Consider the following 16,394-nt stretch of genomic DNA (forward strand, 5'->3'; position numbering starts at 1 on the left):
TTGCGTTGCGGCCCCTTCACGGCTCGGGGAGGAATGTTTATATTTGAACAATAAACGGCGAAGCTTTGGACGAGGCTGGCGCCAAGGATGGAGACCGCCATGACCGCATGCATCGTTGGCTGGGCGCATTCGCGTTTCGGCAAGCTTGAGGGCGAGACGCTCGAAAATCTGATCGTCAAGGTCGCGACGGACGCGCTCGATCATGCCGGCATCGGCCCGGACGAGGTCGACGAGATCGTGCTTGGCCATTTCAACGCCGGCTTTTCGGCGCAGGATTTTACGGCAAGCCTGGTGCTTCAGGCCGATGACCGGCTGCGTTTCAAGCCGGCGACACGGGTCGAGAATGCTTGCGCTACCGGCTCGGCAGCGGTCAGGCAAGGCATCCGCGCCATCGACGCAAACGCTGCCCGGGTCGTTCTGGTGGTCGGCGCCGAGCAGATGACGACCACGCCCGGGCCAGAGATCGGCAAGAACCTGCTCAAGGCGTCCTATCTGCCCGAGGACGGCGACACGCCGGCCGGTTTTGCGGGCGTCTTCGGAAAGATCGCGCAGGCCTATTTCCAGCGCTATGGCGATCAGTCGGATGCGCTCGCCATGATCGCCGCCAAGAACCACAAGAACGGCGTCGACAATCCCTATGCCCAGATGCGCAAGGATTTCGGCTATGAATTCTGCCGGCAGGAGAGCGAAAAGAATCCCTTTGTCGCTGGTCCGCTGAAGCGCACCGACTGTTCGCTGGTTTCCGACGGCGCCGCCGCCCTTATCCTTGCCGACACGGCGACGGCGCTGAAGATGCGCCGCGCGGTCGCCTTCCGTGCCAACGAGCATGTGCAGGATTTCCTGCCGATGTCGAAGCGCGACATCCTGACGTTCGAAGGTTGCGAACAGGCCTGGACCCGTGCACTGAAGAACGCCGGCGTGACACTCGACGATCTCTCCTTCGTCGAAACGCATGACTGCTTCACCATCGCCGAATTGATCGAATATGAGGCGATGGGGCTGGCCAAGCCGGGTGAGGGCGCCAAATTGGCGCTGGATGGCACAACGGCAAAAGACGGCCGCCTGCCGGTCAATCCCTCCGGCGGCCTGAAGGCCAAGGGCCATCCGATCGGCGCCACCGGCGTCTCCATGCATGTCTTGACCGCCATGCAGCTTGTCGGCGAAGCCGGCGGCATCCAGGTGCCGGGCGCGAAACTCGGCGGTATCTTCAACATGGGCGGTGCGGCCGTCGCCAACTACGTTTCCATTCTCGACCGGATCAGATAGACCGCCCGTATTACAGCGCCGCGCGCCGTTTGGGGCGCGCAAAGGACGCGTAACACTTTGATTTTGCGGGAGGTGACATGACAAATCCGGTTCTGATCGAGGTTTTGCGCGGCGCCATTGTCGAGAGCGCCCATCGGGGCGCGGTCGCTGTCTTCGATGCCGATGGCAAGCCGGTCCTGGAGATCGGCGACACGTCGAAGCCGGTCTTTCCGCGTTCTGCCGTTAAGGCGATCCAGGCCCTGCCACTTGTCGAAACGGGTGCCGCCGACGCCTATGGCTTCGGCGACCGCGAACTGGCGCTGGCCTGTGCCTCCCATTCCGGCGAGCCGGCGCATGTCGAATTGGCGCGGTCCATGCTGGCCAGGGCTGGGCTGGACGGGTCGGCGCTCGAATGCGGGACCCACTGGCCTTCGAACCATGACGCGGAGATTGCGCTCGCGCGTGCCGGCGGTTCACCAAATGCGCTGCATAATAATTGTTCCGGCAAGCATTCCGGCTTCCTCTGCACCTGCGTCCATTCAGACATCGCCCATCGCGGCTATGTGAGGCCGGATCACGCCTTGCAGGAAATGGTGCGCGACGCCATGCAGGCAGTCACCGGCGCTGTCCACAGCCCCGACGAACGCGCGATCGACGGCTGCTCGATCCCGACCTATGCGGTACCGCTCAGGAGTTTCGCGCTCGGCTTTGCCCGCATGGCCACGGCCCACGGCTTTGGCCCGGCGCGGGCGAAGGCCGCGAAGCGCCTGCTCTCCGCCTGCATGGCGGAGCCGTTCTTCGTCGCGGGCACCGGCCGTGCGGACCTGTTGCTGATGGAAGCCGCTCCCGGGCGAATTTTTGCGAAAGGCGGAGCCGAGGGCGTCCACTGTGCCGCAATTCCGCAACTCGGCCTCGGTATCGCGGTCAAATGCGATGACGGTGCCGGGCGCGCCGGCGACGCGATCGCAGCCGCTGTACTCGCTAGGCTGCTGCGGGCGGATGAAGCCTTGGCGGCGAAGCTGCTCGAACTTGCGAACGCGCCTATCGAAAGCCGGATTGGCGCCAAGGTCGGGGCGCTGAAGCCGACGCCGGCGTTGAATTGAAGGCAGCAATCAGCTGACGCGGGTCGCGCTCGACGGTCAGGTGCGCATAGCCGCTGCTGCCGGTCTGGGTGAGGTCAGACGTCACCGGCTCGGCCCAGCGCCGGCCCACAACCGCCCCGTTCGGCGCGCCATACGCCGACGACGATGCCGGTGCCTGCCTTGCGGGAATCATACCGGCCGCTCGACGCGCCTCATCTCCGGCGGCAACGGCTTGCCGAGCAGCCACTCGGCGCCTAAGTTCAGGGAATGAGCAGAGCTTTTACCCGCGAAGAAGACAGCGAAAACGCCATCGCTGGCGTTGGCGAGCGGCCGATCAGCACGCATCGTAACCTGGTGACGGAGCGCGGCCTGGCGCAGATCGAGGACAATCTGGCCGATCTGCGCGATATCATGGCGAAAGCGGAGCGGAAAGCCGACCGCGAGCGCATTGCTGTCGTGTCGCGCGACCTGCGCTACTGGACCGCGCGGCGCGAGAGTGCCGAGCTTTCCGTGCCGGAGCCCGGCAGCGATGTTATCCGCTTCGGCATGGGTGTCACGCTGGAAAGTGACGACGGCAAGAAGGTGCACTGGAAGATCGTCGGCGAGGACGAAGCCAATCCAGCCAAGGGCAGCATCTCGCATGTCTCGCCGATGGCGGTGGCCTTGTTTGGCAAGAAGGTCGGCGACGTCGCCAGCGTCAACGGCAAGGAGTGGGAGATCGTCAAGCTCTCGGAGAGTTAGTCTTCAAGCTTGACGACATGGTCGCGGAAGAATGCGGCGGCACCCGCTTCGTCGATCTCACCGGCAGCGATCATCATCACCAATTGGATGATCTCCTCCTGTTCGGCTTCGATGCTTAATCCGTTGAAATAGAGAAACAAGTCGGCCGCAGCGAAAGCCGTGCGCTTGTTGCCATCAACGAACGGATGGTTCTTCGCGATGCCGAAGAGATAGGCGGCGGCGAGTTCACTTAGATCTGGCTCGCCGTATGCTTCTTTCTGCTGCGGACGTGCGAGCGCCGATTCCAGCAGGCCTTCATCGCGGATGCCCGATGCGCCGCCGTGAAGACGCAATTGCTCGGCATGCATCGCCTGCACGAACTCTCGCGAATGATGTGCGGTCATTTTGCGAGCGCGCGGTAGGCAACCTCGTACTTCTTCATCCGCTCGCGCGCTACCTTCATCTTGCGCTCGAATTCTTCGGCAGAATCTTCCAATCGGCGCAAGCGAAGCTCTTGACCTTCCTGGACGACGACCACGTTGTCGCCTGTCTTGAGATTCAATCGATCGAGAAGCTCTTTCGGCAGAATCAGGCCGTCCGAATTACCGATCTTGCGAATTGTGGTGTTCATGATGAAACATCCTGTTGCAACGCTGATTATAACGCAGTGTACTCGATGTTGCAACAGAAATTATAACAGCATCAGCCTGCCGCCAGCATCCGATCCAGCAGCCGCTCCGCCGCTTCCGGAATGACCGTGCCCGGTGGGAAGATTTCCGCAGCACCTGCTTGCAGCACCGCGTCATAGTCCTGCGGTGGGATAACGCCGCCGGCCACGATCAGCATGTCGCCGCGGCCGAGTTTCTTCAGCGTGTCGCGCAATTCGGGGATCAGCGTCAGGTGACCCGCTGCCAGCGATGAGGCGCCGATGACGTGGACGTCATGCTGGATCGCCAGCTTCGCGATCTCTTCCGGTGTCTGGAACATGGCGCCGACGGTGACGTCGAAGCCGAGATCGGCGAAGGCCGTGGCGATCACCTTCTGCCCGCGGTCGTGGCCGTCCTGTCCCATCTTGGCCACGAGAATGCGCGGCTTGCCGCCGTTTTTCTTTTCGAAGGCATCAAGCTTGACCTGCAGCCGGTTGACCACCGGATTGTCGCCAAGCGCCTTGCGGTAGACACCGGAAATGGTCTGCACCGTGGCCACATGGCGGCCATAAGCCCTTTCCAAGGCGAACGAGATTTCACCGACAGTGGCATTGGCGCGCGCGGCGCGGATGGCGAACTCCAGCAGGTTGTCCTCGCCTTGGGCGGCACGGGTCAGCGTATCGAGCGCGTTTTCGACCGCGGCGACGTCACGCGTGCCTTTCAGCCGTTGCAGCTTCGAGAGTTGCCGGGCCCTGACCTCGGCATTGTCGATCTTCAGCACGTCGACCTCGATATCGGTCCCGGGGCGATGCGCATTGACGCCGACCAGCATCTGCTCGCCGGAATCGATACGCGCCTGCGTACGCGCCGCGGCTTCCTCGATGCGCAGCTTGGGTATGCCCTTTTCGATCGCCGCCGCCATGCCACCGAGAGCCTCGACCTCCTCGATATGGGCGAGCGCACGCGCCGCTAGGTCATGTGTCAGCCGCTCGAGATAGGCCGAACCGCCCCACGGATCGATGATCCGCGTGGTGCCGGATTCTTTCTGCAGGATGAGTTGCGTGTTGCGGGCGATGCGCGCCGAATGATCGGTCGGCAGCGCCATTGCTTCATCGAAGGAATTGGTGTGCAGCGACTGGGTATGCCCTTGGGTCGCGGCCATCCCTTCGATCATGGTGCGGATGATGTTGTTGTAGGGATCCTGCGCCGTCAGCGACCAGCCGGAGGTCTGGCAATGGGTGCGCAGGGACAGCGACCGTTCGTCCTTCGGCGCGAAATTCTTTTTCATCAGGGTCGCCCACAACAGGCGGGCGGCCCTGAGCTTGGCCACTTCCATGAAGAAGTTCATGCCGATCGCCCAGAAGAAGGAAAGGCGCGGCGCGAAACGGTCGATGTCGAGCCCTGCCGCGACGCCGGCGCGGGCGTATTCGATGCCGTCGGCAATCGTATAGGCGAGCTCCAGGTCGGCGGTCGCGCCGGCCTCCTGCATATGATAGCCGGAGATCGATATCGAATTGAACTTCGGCATGTTCTTCGAGGTGTAGGAGAAAATGTCCGAGACGATCCGCATCGAGGGCTTCGGCGGATAGATGTAGGTGTTGCGGACCATGAATTCCTTCAGGATGTCGTTCTGAATGGTCCCCGCCAGATCCTTCTGCGCGACGCCTTGTTCTTCCGCCGCCACGATGTAGAGCGCCATGATCGGCAGCACCGCGCCATTCATCGTCATCGACACGGTCATGTCGCCGAGCGGAATGCCGTCGAACAACTGCCGCATGTCGAGGATGGAATCGATGGCCACACCCGCCATGCCGACATCGCCGGCCACGCGCGGATGGTCTGAATCATAGCCGCGATGCGTGGCCAGATCGAAGGCAACCGAAAGACCTTTCTGGCCGGCGGCAAGGTTGCGCCGGTAAAAGGCATTGGACTCTTCGGCGGTCGAAAAGCCTGCATATTGCCGGATCGTCCAGGGCTGCTGGACATACATGGTCGGGTAGGGGCCGCGCACGAACGGCGCCAGGCCTGGATAGGTATCGAGATGCGGCAATCCCTTGAGGTCGCCCTGACTGTACAACTGCTTGACGACAAGACCTTCCGGCGTCGTCCGCTGTCCCTTGACCTCGACCGGTGCGCGGCGCGGCGGCACCCAGCCGATCTGACTGAAATCCGGAATCAAGAAGCGGCCCCGATGGATTGCTCGATGCGAACCGGCGACAGTGCCTCGCACAGCACGACACCCTCGGTGAAGGCAGGTCGCCGCTCTGCGTCCAGCGTTTCGACCGGACGCTCGCTTTTCAAGGGATGAAGCGTGGCGCCGACAATGGTCCGCTCGCCTGACTTGAAGGCAATGCCGCGCTGGGCGGCGGCAGTGCGGACGCGCTGCTGGATATATCCGTCCCGAAGGCTGGACAGCACGCCACCCTCTGCCTCGATCGCCTGCAACTCCGCCCACGCTGCTTCGCAAAGATCTGACGTCAGCGCTTCGACCGCGCCGGAGCCATGGGCGGGATCTGTGACATGATCGACATGGCTTTCATTGGCCATGATCAGTTGCGCATTACGCGCGACGCGGCGGGCAAAAGCCGCCGGCAGGCCGTGCGCGATCGTATGCGGCAGGATTGAGATCGAATCGGCGCCTCCCGCCGCCGCGGCGAAGCAGCCGATCGTCGTGCGCAGGATGTTGTTTTCGGGGTCCAATGCCGTCATCATGCGAAATGATGTCTCGGCATGGATATTGGCCGTGGAATTGGGGATCGAGCAGGCCTCCTGCACCCGTGCCCACAGCCTGCGCAGGGCCCGCACTTTGGCCATAGACAGGAACTGGTCCTGGTCGACGCTGAGCGCGAAACCGATATGAGGCGCGGCATAGACGAGCGGCTGCCGCGCCTTCTCGAACATCCTCAGATACGAAACCGCCGAAGCGAGCATGATGCCGAGTTCCTGCGCTTCCGTGGCGCCGGCATTGTGAAAGACGCGACCGTCCGCCTCCAGAAGCACACCGGGGACGCCCATCGAGAAGAAATGCGCCAGCGATTGCGGCATCGATTCCTGCAGCGCCTCGATCGACATGCGCAGTCGTCCGGTGCCGGCGAGGATAGCCGCCGGATCGATGCCGAAGGAAAGGTTGAGCTTTGCCGGATCGGAGCGGCGCTTGCTCAGGAACGCCACCAGCCAGTCGGCCATGGGGCGGCTCCACGGGTGGGTATCGATGCGGATCTGGACCCGGTTGAGGGGTACGCCCTCTAGTACCGTCTCCAGTGCCTGCGCCGTCCTCGGCAGGCCGTAGCCGAACGCGTTCGGAGCACCCTCGAAGACGAGCGACAGTCCCGTCGCGCCCTGCGCGATATCTTCCAGGACCTGGGTCTTGGCGCGATCGACATCGGGGTCGTCGACGCGCTGGCTGACGATCCAGGGCAATTGAGGATTGGCGCGCACGATCGGTTCCGTTCCGGTCGCGCGATCATAGAGCGGCTCGACGCGGATGTTGTCGTCGGTGTGCGAGACCAGCTTTTCCTCAAAGGATGCGCCGGCCAACGCCTTTTCCGCCAAGGCCAGCCATTGCTGACGCTGCGCATCCATTGGCTCAACATCCCTGGTCAAGGCTCCGGCGCCCATTCATCGTCCTCGTTCTATGTGGCCGCACCAGCCCGGGCAGCCCAGTCTACGGTCCCCGGACGGTTATCGCAATGCGCATCCAAGGCCTGAATCCCACCACCAGATATTCGATCCACCTGATATAGGTTGGCTTGCGTGGACCGACCATGGACGATTGCCAAACACCGTCGAAATTCGCAAGTTCCAAAATCCGCTCCTGGCGATTGGTCCGGGTTTGGACGATTGGCCCTGATTGGACGATAGCCCTGATTGGATGATTGGCCTCGCTTTGGACAATTGTCATTGTCGCTATGCAACGGCCTCACTATACCTTCGGACAAAGGCTGGCCTTAGACACATCACTTTGCGGAGAACCGACATATGGCTGACGATACCAGTATTTTCATCGGCGCCAGCCGCAGGCCCGACGACAGCTATCAGCGCGCCGAAAATCTGCTGCTGCAATACGGCAACCGCCACGGCCTGGTGACCGGCGCCACCGGTACCGGCAAGACTGTCAGCTTGCAGATCCTGGCCGAAGGTTTTTCGAATGCCGGCGTGCCGGTATTCTGCGCCGACATCAAGGGTGACCTTTCCGGCATCGCCATGATGGGCACCGCCCAGGATTTCCTTGTCAAGCGGGCAGAACAGGTCAAGCTTGACCCTTACGACTTTCAGGAATTTCCGGTCATCTTCTGGGATCTGTTCGGCGAGCAGGGCCACCCCATCCGCGCGACCATTTCGGAAATGGGACCGCTGCTCCTGTCGCGGCTGATGAACCTGACCGACGCTCAGGAAGGCATCATGAACATCGCCTTCCGCATCGCCGATGAGGAAGGGCTGCTCCTGCTCGACATGAAAGACCTGCAGGCGCTGCTCGCCAACATCGCCGAGCGCGCCGAAGAGATCAGCGCCCGTTACGGCAACGTCACCAAGCCGTCAGTAGGGGCCATTCAGCGCACGCTGCTGGTGCTGGAGCAGCAGGGCGCGGCGAATTTCTTCGGCGAGCCGGCTTTGCGGATCGCCGACATCATGCGCACCACGCGTGACGGTCGCGGTGCCATCAGCGTGCTCGCCGCCGACAAGCTGATGATGAATCCGCGCCTCTACGCGACGTTCCTGCTTTGGCAGATGTCGGAGTTGTTCGAGGAACTACCCGAAGTCGGCGACCCCGACAAGCCGAAGCTGGTGTTCTTCTTCGACGAGGCGCACCTCTTATTCGACGAGGCGCCGAAGGTGCTGATCGACCGGGTCGAGCAAGTGGTCCGCCTGATCCGCTCCAAGGGCGTCGGCGTCTATTTCGTCACGCAGAACCCTTTGGATATCCCCGAAAAGGTCCTGGCCCAACTCGGCAACCGCGTGCAGCACGCGCTGCGCGCCTACACGCCGCGGGAGCAGCAGGCGGTGAGGACGGCGGCCGAAACTTTCCGGCCCAATCCGGACTTCGACTGCGCCACTGCCATCACCCAGCTCGCCACCGGCGAGGCGCTGGTTTCGACGCTGGAGGCCAAGGGCATTCCGTCCATGGTCCAGCGCACGCTGATCCGTCCGCCGTCATCGCGGCTTGGACCCATCACCCCCGCCGAGCGGCAGAAGCTGATCGGGGAAAGCCCGGTCACCGGCCAGTACGACCAGGTCATCGACCGCGAGTCAGCTTTCGAGATGCTGCAGAAGAAGGCCAAGGAGGCGCAGGACGCCGAGGCGCAGGCGCAGCAGGCAGGCACCGGCGGCTCGCGCTGGACCATTCCAGGCTTCGGCAATGACGATCCCGCACCGCAGTCCGGCGGCAGGCGCGCGCCTGCGCCGCGCCCGTCCAACCGCCAGACGGTGGCGGAAGCCGCAATCAAGTCGGTCGTGCGCTCGGTCGGCTCTTCGGTCGGCCGTGCGATCGTGCGCGGAATATTGGGCAGCCTGTCGCGGGGGCGGTAGAATCGGGCAGCGGCGTTGCCGCTGTCCTGTGAGCTCAGAAAATCGCGTCCGTCACCGCTTTGACTGGTCCGAGCAGGACCGATCCATCCGGCACGCCGGCGTCGATCGGGATTGCCTTGTGGTTGGCCGTCGCCACCATCGGCTGGCGGGCGTCGCTGGTCACGATGACCGGCGTCTTGGAGGGCACGCGATCGTAAAGGTCGATAATGTCCTGGTTCATCAGGCGCACGCAGCCCGACGACACCGATTTGCCGATCGAGCGCCACTCCGGCGAGCCGTGCAGGCGATAGAGCGTGTCCACATTGCCCTGGAAGAGATAGAGCGCGCGCGCGCCGAGCGGGTTCTTCAAGCCGCCGGGCATGCCGCCATTGTCGGCGCTATACTGCTTCAATTCCGGCTGGCGGGCGACCATCTCATCCGGCGGCGTCCATTTCGGCCATTTCTGCTTCCATTGGACGACGGCGTCGCCCGACCACTCGAAGCCGGCGCGGCCGAGACCGACGCCATAACGGATGGCCTGGCCGCCCGGGCGAACCAGATAGAGGAAATGGCCTGTCGTATCGACGACGATGGTTCCCGGCTTCTGGCCGGTCGGGTCGGGCACGATCTGGCGCAGGAACTGCGGATCGATCCTGTCGACCGGGATGGCCGGCAGATCGAAGCCGCCATCGCTGACCGCCGCGTACATCGACGCATAGTCGGCAAGCGGAGGCTCGACATAGGGTGGTGGCGGCGGCTCGGCCGGCCCGGGGCCGGTGGTGGCGCATGCCGAAACCGCGATCGAGGCGGCGCCCAGGGCTGCGGCGTTGAGGAAGCCGCGACGGCTCAGGCGATAGGATTCGATTTCGGTTATGGACATGGCTGCCTTCTTTAAGACTCAAATCGCAACAAAGCGTCAACACGCCGACATCCGCTGCGGGTACCTGACAACACCTGAGGCGATAGGCGGTTCCGATTCTGGCCCGAACGTGGACAAACAAAGGCGAAGCTGTGACTGCGCCGCCACTGTGGCGTTGGGGCCACAGGTCCGCTATCCACCGGGTACGAGGGCCTCCAGCGACGGCAGGATCAGGGCCGGCGGCAAGTCCCGGTATTCCTCCGGCTGGTTGGAGCGGTTGATCCAAACCGTGCGGAAGCCGAATTTGGTGGCGCCCGCTATGTCCCAGCGATTGGAAGACTGGAAGGAGATCGCGCCGGGATAGAGCCGCCAATCCGTGGCGACCATGTCGTAGACCGCCGGATCGGTCTTGAAGCGACGCACCGCATCGACCGAATAGATGTTGTCCAGGACCTGGTCGAGTGCCGCGGACTTGACCGCCGCCTCCAGCATTTCGGGCGAGCCATTAGAGAGGATCGCCAGCCTGGCGCCCGAGGCCTTGAGCGCCTTCAGCACGGCCGGCACTTCGGGATAACAGTCCAGCCTCCAATAGGCCTCCAGCAGCTTTGCCTTGAGACTGGGATCGGCCGAAGGGACCTTGCGCAAGGCGAAGTCCAGCGCCTGTTCCGTCAACTGCCAGAAGTCGGCGTAGGCGCCCATCAACGTGCGCACCCAGGAGTATTCAAGCTGCTTGGCGCGCCAGATTTCGGACAGGAGCTGGCCGTCGGGGCCGATCGCGCCTGCATGGCGGCGCACGGCCGCATGCACGTCGAATAGCGTGCCATAGGCGTCGAAAACATAGGCGGCGTATTGCATGGCAACAGTTTTGAGGCGAGGCGGGACAAGGTGCAAGCCTTGATTGCATCGCACCCGTCGCTGGCCTCAACAAAACTCCCCAATGCTGGTTGACGGCAGCGGCCAAAGCATCATCCAATGTTGTCACACAAGATCGACCGGAACAGGAAAACGCGATGACACTGGCGGCGGCGGCGCAATCCGCGACATGGACTTTCGTCGATGGCGATTGGTACGAAGGCAATGTCGCCATTCTGGGGCCGCGCAGCCACGCCATGTGGCTCGGCACCAGCGTGTTTGACGGGGCTCGCTGGTTCGAGGGCGTGGCGCCCGATCTCGAACTTCATGCCGCACGCGTCAATGCCTCGGCGATCGCGCTCGGCCTCGCGCCAAACATGACGCCCGAGCAGATCGTCGGGCTGACCTGGGACGGATTGAAGAAATTCGACGGCAAGACGGCGGTCTACATCAGGCCGATGTACTGGGCCGAGCATGGCGGCTACATGGGCGTCCCGGCCGATTCCGCCTCGACCCGTTTCTGCCTCTGCCTCTATGAATCGCCCATGATCTCGCCGACCGGCTTTTCCGTGACCGTATCGCCGTTCCGGCGCCCGACCATCGAAACCATGCCGACCAACGCCAAGGCCGGCTGCCTCTATCCCAACAACGGCCGCGCCATCCTCGAGGCCAAGGCGCGCGGCTTCGACAATGCGCTTGTGCTCGATATGCTGGGCAATGTCGCGGAGACCGGAAGCTCGAATATCTTCCTGGTCAAGGACGGCCATGTGCTGACGCCGGCGCCCAACGGAACCTTCCTGTCCGGCATCACCCGCTCGCGCACGATGACGCTGCTCGGCGACTATGGGTTCAGGACGACCGAAAAGACGCTGTCGGTGCGGGATTTCCTCGAAGCCGACGAAATCTTCTCGACCGGCAACCACTCCAAGGTGGTGCCGGTCACCCGCGTCGAGGACCGCGACCTGCAACCCGGCCCGGTGGCCAAGAAGGCACGCGAACTCTATTGGGATTGGGCGCATTCGACGTCAGCTGGCTGAGGTCCGGCCTTTTTGTCGCTGCGCGGTTGGCCCCAGGAAAAGCGTGTGACAGTTTTCGGGAACCCGCTTAGAAAGGGAACCGGCGCTTCATTTCCGGAGTTGCTCCAGCTCAATCCCGACCTATCTTACTCCGGTATCCACACCGGATTTTCCACGAGGGAGTACTACCCATGGCTTTCGAATTGCCCGCTCTGCCCTACGACTATGAGGCCCTGCAGCCCTATATGTCGAAAGAGACGCTGGAGTATCACCACGACAAGCATCACAAGGCCTATGTCGACAACGGTAACAAGCTCGCCGCCGAAGCCGGCCTCGGCGATCTTTCGGTCGAAGAGGCGGTCAAGCAGTCGTTCGGCAAGAACGCCGGCCTCTTCAACAATGCCGCCCAGCATTACAACCACATCCATTTCTGGAAATGGATGAAGAAGGGCGGCGGCGGCAACAAGCTGCCTGGCGCGCTGCAGAAGGCTTTCGACAGCGATCTCGGCGGCTACGACAAATTCAAGGCTGATTTCATCGCCGCTGGCACGACGCAGTTCGGTTCGGGATGGGCCTGGGTTTCGGCCAAGGACGGCAAGCTGGCGATCTCGAAGACGCCGAACGGCGAAAACCCGCTGGTTCATGGCGCATCGCCAATCCTCGGTGTCGACGTCTGGGAACACTCCTACTACATCGACTACCGCAACGCCCGGCCGAAATACCTCGAGGCCTTCGTCGACAGCCTGATCAATTGGGATCACGTGCTCGAGCTCTACGAAAAGGCAAATGCCTGATCGATCTTCCGAAAAGGCCCGGCACCCCCGGGCCTTTTCTTTTAAGTCGAAGCCCCACCGCAGCCAGAGTCGTCCAAATTCATGCGGAGAGAAGGGAATATTCCTCCTCCCACAGCCGTTAACGTCCTGTCCTGAAATGCCTTCATCACGGAGCCAAATGAATGAGAAAGCTTGTCATCGCCATCTCTATGCTCGCACTCGCCGCGTCGGCGGCCTTTGCCGATCCCGTCCTCGGCCGGCAGGCACTGATGAAGGAACGCGGAAAGATCGTCGGCGGCCTGTCGAAAGTGGTCAAGGGCGAGGAACCTTTTGATGCCGCCGCGGTGCTGACGCAGTTGCAGGCATTGCAGGCAAATGCCGAGAAATTCGACGTAGAGGCCTTGTTCCCGAAGGGCAGCGATTCCGGCGACACCACGGCGGCGCCAAAGATCTGGGAAGACATGGCCGGCTTCAAAACGGCCGAGGATAAGTATCTTGCCGACGTCAAGGCCTCGGTCGCGGCGGCTCCGGCCGACGTCGACGCGCTGAAGACACAGATCGGCACCATCGGCTCGGACTGTGGCACCTGCCACCAGAGCTACAGGGTCAAGAAGGGCTGATCGCCTGATATGGCATGGCTGAAGAAGCTCGTCGGCGCGGCCCTCGTTCTGGGCGTCGCCGGCGCGGCCGCCGGGTGGCTGCTGTCGGCACCCGTCAGGCTTGATGCGACCGCTCTGGCGCAACTCGGCCCAGGCGATGTTGTCCGGGGCAAGCGCATTTTCTATGCCGGCGGCTGCACCTCATGCCATGCGAAGCCTGGGTCGCGGGGCGATGCGCGGCTTCAACTCGTGGGCGGGCTTGAACTCAAGACGCCGTTCGGCACCTTCGTGCCTCCCAATATTTCGCAAGATCCCAATGATGGCATCGGCGCATGGTCGGTCGGGGATCTCGCCAATGCCATGCTGAAGGGTGTTTCGCCCACGGGTGAGCATTTCTATCCGGCCTTTCCCTACGCCTCCTACGCGCGCATGAAGCCGTCTGATGTCGCCGACCTCTACGCTTTCCTGAAGACGCTTCCCGCCGTCGCCGGCAAGGCGCCGGGCAATTCGCTGGCGTTCCCTTTCAACATCCGGCGAGGCATTGGCCTGTGGAAGCGCCTCTATCTCAGCGACCAGCCTGTCATTCCCCTGCCTGATGGCACGCCGGGACTCGCGATGGCAGGCCGCTACCTGGTCGAAGGACCGGGTCATTGCGGCGAATGCCATACGCCGCGCGACTTGGCTGGCGGCACCAGGAAGGGCCAATGGCTGGCCGGCGCCGTCGCCGCCGAGGGTTCGGGCATCGTGCCAAACCTTACTTCGGGCGAGGGGGGTATCGGCAGCTGGTCCGCATCCGACATCGCAAATTACCTGGAAACCGGGTTCACGCCGGATTTCGATTCCGTCGGCGGCGCCATGGTCGATGTGCAGCGCAACATGGCCGAACTGACGGCGGACGACCGCGCGGCGATTGCCGCCTATCTCAAGGCGATACCGCCGCACCCCAACGGCTATCCGGCTCGCAAGAAAAGCACGAAATAGGTCGGGAATCCATAAAGTGGGAAGGGCCCGCATCTGTAGGATGACGAATATGCGCCAAGCCCTGAGTGCATTATGGGCCATTGATAGTCCGTTGCGCGACTGGCTTACCTCTGCGAGATAGTACATCCAGCCCAATCCAGGGACGCTTAACTATGCTCGCCGTCTATGGCGAAGGTCGTGGCGTCCGTGTTGTTTGGCTGCTCGAGGAATTAGGATTGGCTTGTCGGCTGCGCCCGGTCGATCTGCCCGCAATCGAGATGATCGCGGCTTTCTCGCGATCAACCCCGCCGGCTTCATTCCCGCACTGCAGGACGGCGAGACGATCATGGTCGAATCGATCGCGATTCTTGAGTACCTGCTCGCCCGCCACGGCTCAGATTCGCTTGCCGTCGCCCCGCACGATCCCGCTTTCGCCTCCTATCTGCAATTTCTTCACCTAGGCGAGGCCGGGCTCGCCGGCCGATGAACGCCGTCTTAGTCGGTCGCGAACTGGCGCCCGAAGCCGAACGAGATGCCCGGGTTACCCGCTGGGCATTGGAGACCTTCGAGAGCCGGCTGGGGTTGGTTATCCGCCGCCTCGCGGATTGCCCCTATCTCGCCGGCGAGCGGTTCACTGCTGCCGATATCTCGGTGAGCTACGCCCTCCTGCTCGGCCTGCGAACTGGTAACTATGTCCCCGGTCTATCGAGCGGGACTATCTCGCTCGCACGACGGCACGCCCCGCCTACGCCCGAGCAATGGAAAGCTGTCAGGCCACCAAGGCTTGGGCGGCGAGATCACCGGGATTGTGGTGCTCGCTTCATCGAAGCGGCCAAGCGCCTGGTTGAGCAGTCGCGAAAAGTTCCTCATGGGGGTCTACCAATTAGGGGGCCTCCTCGCATGGTTCAGCTGGCTTCAATCCGGCCGTGGCTCCACGCTTACGAGTCTACTTGCCTAATCTTCGGACTGCAGGTGACGATCGCCGAGGAAATCGAAGCCCGTCTCAAAGAAATGATTGTAGTTGCAGGTCATTTCCTCGCCCGGGGCGATGTCGCGCAAGGCGTAGGTTTCCTCGGGTGACGAGACATCGCAATTCGGCTCGTCGTCATGGTTCATGTAACGGGCGTCGTCGGCTTCGAAGACGATATAGGCCGGGTCGCGCCGGTCGGGATAGGAATAGCGGTCGAGATAGTTCTTTACCGGCCCGGTCTCGCCCTCATAGGTCTCGACGTCGATGATCCGGTCGAACCGGGGGTCGAGCTTCCAGACCAGCGTGCCCTTGGCAATGTGGTTCTTGGCAAACACACCGATGCCCTGGATCGGCGATTTGTCGAGATAGACGTCGACGAGCAGCATAATGGACCCTTGTGCGAATGTGGGCTTCATGCCCGGGAAAATCGTGCTTGGGTAGCGCGCGACCGTTGCAATTGCGAGCGGAAATCAGCTGGGCGGAATTCAAAAAATATGATCGGCAGACGTGAGTCGCCTGGCTTCAGCGCTGTTGCAAGGCCAGGCGGACACCCAGGGCGCAATAGATGCCGCCGACAACCTTGCCCTGCCATTTCAGCACTGTCGGATTTTGGCGCAGGAAACCGCCCAGCCGCCCTGCGCTCACGGCAAACACAACCGTGCTGAAAAGCCCCAGCATGACGAAGATGATCCCCAATACGGCTAACTGAACCATCGCCGATCCGTTTTCGGGCCGCACGAACTGAGGCAGGAAAGCGAGGAAGAAAAGCGCGGTCTTGGGGTTGAGCACCTCGGTCAGGACGGCCTGTCGAAACGCCTTTCCGGCAGAGATCGCGAGCGCGCCGGCGGTCGGATCGATCGGCGCTTTCTCGATGATGGCGCGAATGCCGAGGTAAACGAGGTAGGCCGCGCCGATATACTTTATGATGCTGAACAGCGTCGCCGAAGTAGCGATGATCGCCGAGATGCCGACCATCGCCATCACGGTATGAAACACATCGCCGGCCGCGATCCCGGCGCCGGTGGCGATCCCGACCCTGGTTCCCGAACTCGTTGCGCGCGCGATCGTCAACAGTGTGGCCGGACCTGGAATGAAGACAAAACCGAACACAACCGCGATATAGGCTATCAATGTGGACAGATCGATCACCGCGGCGTTCCTCCGTA

Annotated in this window: 16 protein-coding genes and 1 pseudogene; 9 read left to right on the forward strand and 8 right to left on the reverse strand. The window is 62.5% G+C overall.

What is annotated here, in order from left to right; translation table 11 throughout:
- Positions 1-99: 99 nt before the first annotated feature.
- From FJ492_RS11535 to greA, 3 genes are all read left to right on the forward strand, one after another.
- The gene (locus FJ492_RS11535; RefSeq protein WP_140506131.1) at positions 100-1,266 is read left to right on the forward strand and encodes an acetyl-CoA acetyltransferase; all 1,167 of its coding nucleotides are present in this window, start codon (positions 100-102) and stop codon (positions 1,264-1,266) included.
- Positions 1,267-1,343: 77 nt separating this feature from the next.
- On the forward strand, positions 1,344-2,348 hold the full coding sequence (locus FJ492_RS11540; protein ID WP_140746830.1) for an asparaginase: 1,005 nt from the start codon (positions 1,344-1,346) through the stop codon (positions 2,346-2,348).
- A gap of 246 nt (positions 2,349-2,594) precedes the next feature.
- Complete coding sequence (gene greA / locus FJ492_RS11550; RefSeq protein WP_140746824.1) at positions 2,595-3,068, forward strand: transcription elongation factor GreA; 474 nt, start codon at positions 2,595-2,597, stop codon at positions 3,066-3,068.
- Here greA and FJ492_RS11555 read toward each other — a convergent pair.
- The 4 genes from FJ492_RS11555 to FJ492_RS11570 form a co-directional block, all read right to left on the reverse strand.
- Positions 3,065-3,451 carry a type II toxin-antitoxin system death-on-curing family toxin gene (locus tag FJ492_RS11555; protein ID WP_140746820.1) on the reverse strand — a complete coding sequence of 129 codons (387 nt, stop codon included), beginning with the start codon at positions 3,449-3,451 and terminating at the stop codon, positions 3,065-3,067. The genes greA and FJ492_RS11555 overlap by 4 nt on opposite strands.
- The gene (locus FJ492_RS11560) at positions 3,448-3,678 is read right to left on the reverse strand and encodes an AbrB/MazE/SpoVT family DNA-binding domain-containing protein (protein WP_140506122.1); all 231 of its coding nucleotides are present in this window, start codon (positions 3,676-3,678) and stop codon (positions 3,448-3,450) included. Before FJ492_RS11560 ends, FJ492_RS11555 begins: the two co-directional genes overlap by 4 nt.
- 71 nt (positions 3,679-3,749) lie before the next feature.
- On the reverse strand, positions 3,750-5,873 hold the full coding sequence (gene scpA, locus FJ492_RS11565; RefSeq protein ID WP_140769918.1) for a methylmalonyl-CoA mutase: 2,124 nt from the start codon (positions 5,871-5,873) through the stop codon (positions 3,750-3,752).
- Positions 5,870-7,312: a methylmalonyl-CoA mutase subunit beta gene (locus FJ492_RS11570; protein ID WP_140769920.1), complete on the reverse strand. Its 1,443-nt coding sequence runs from the start codon at positions 7,310-7,312 to the stop codon at positions 5,870-5,872. The genes scpA and FJ492_RS11570 overlap by 4 nt, the downstream gene beginning before the upstream one ends.
- A gap of 360 nt (positions 7,313-7,672) precedes the next feature.
- Between FJ492_RS11570 and FJ492_RS11575 the strand changes: the two genes are divergently transcribed.
- On the forward strand, positions 7,673-9,220 hold the full coding sequence (locus FJ492_RS11575; RefSeq protein ID WP_140769921.1) for a helicase HerA-like C-terminal domain-containing protein: 1,548 nt from the start codon (positions 7,673-7,675) through the stop codon (positions 9,218-9,220).
- 34 nt (positions 9,221-9,254) lie between these two features.
- On the opposite strand, the gene FJ492_RS11580 is transcribed toward FJ492_RS11575, so the two are convergent.
- Positions 9,255-10,079: a L,D-transpeptidase gene (locus FJ492_RS11580; protein WP_140717031.1), complete on the reverse strand. Its 825-nt coding sequence runs from the start codon at positions 10,077-10,079 to the stop codon at positions 9,255-9,257.
- A 171-nt stretch (positions 10,080-10,250) separates the two neighbouring features.
- Positions 10,251-10,913: a haloacid dehalogenase type II gene (locus tag FJ492_RS11585; RefSeq protein ID WP_140769924.1), complete on the reverse strand. Its 663-nt coding sequence runs from the start codon at positions 10,911-10,913 to the stop codon at positions 10,251-10,253.
- A 155-nt stretch (positions 10,914-11,068) separates the two neighbouring features.
- On the opposite strand from FJ492_RS11585, the gene FJ492_RS11590 reads away from it, so the two are divergent.
- The 5 genes and pseudogenes from FJ492_RS11590 to FJ492_RS11610 all read left to right on the forward strand — a co-directional run bounded on the left by FJ492_RS11590 (position 11,069) and on the right by FJ492_RS11610 (position 15,106).
- Positions 11,069-11,947: a branched-chain amino acid aminotransferase gene (locus tag FJ492_RS11590; RefSeq protein ID WP_140717033.1), complete on the forward strand. Its 879-nt coding sequence runs from the start codon at positions 11,069-11,071 to the stop codon at positions 11,945-11,947.
- 170 nt (positions 11,948-12,117) lie between these two features.
- Positions 12,118-12,720, forward strand: a complete 603-nt coding sequence (locus FJ492_RS11595) for a superoxide dismutase (protein WP_140746801.1) — start codon at positions 12,118-12,120, stop codon at positions 12,718-12,720.
- 161 nt (positions 12,721-12,881) lie between these two features.
- Complete coding sequence (locus FJ492_RS11600; RefSeq protein WP_140717035.1) at positions 12,882-13,319, forward strand: cytochrome c; 438 nt, start codon at positions 12,882-12,884, stop codon at positions 13,317-13,319.
- A 9-nt stretch (positions 13,320-13,328) separates the two neighbouring features.
- Positions 13,329-14,279 carry a cytochrome c gene (locus FJ492_RS11605; protein ID WP_140717037.1) on the forward strand — a complete coding sequence of 317 codons (951 nt, stop codon included), beginning with the start codon at positions 13,329-13,331 and terminating at the stop codon, positions 14,277-14,279.
- Positions 14,280-14,431: 152 nt separating this feature from the next.
- Positions 14,432-15,106: pseudogene (locus FJ492_RS11610) on the forward strand (glutathione S-transferase family protein).
- Positions 15,107-15,212: 106 nt separating this feature from the next.
- Here FJ492_RS11610 and FJ492_RS11615 read toward each other — a convergent pair.
- Together FJ492_RS11615 and FJ492_RS11620 are read right to left on the reverse strand one after the other, a co-directional pair.
- Positions 15,213-15,614 carry an SET domain-containing protein-lysine N-methyltransferase gene (locus FJ492_RS11615; RefSeq protein WP_140506104.1) on the reverse strand — a complete coding sequence of 134 codons (402 nt, stop codon included), beginning with the start codon at positions 15,612-15,614 and terminating at the stop codon, positions 15,213-15,215.
- Positions 15,615-15,750: 136 nt separating this feature from the next.
- On the reverse strand, positions 15,751-16,377 hold the full coding sequence (locus tag FJ492_RS11620) for a LysE family translocator (protein ID WP_140769927.1): 627 nt from the start codon (positions 16,375-16,377) through the stop codon (positions 15,751-15,753).
- Positions 16,378-16,394 lie beyond the last annotated feature (17 nt).

Source organism: Mesorhizobium sp. B2-5-4 (assembly GCF_006441095.1).
Taxonomy (GTDB): domain Bacteria; phylum Pseudomonadota; class Alphaproteobacteria; order Rhizobiales; family Rhizobiaceae; genus Mesorhizobium; species Mesorhizobium salmacidum.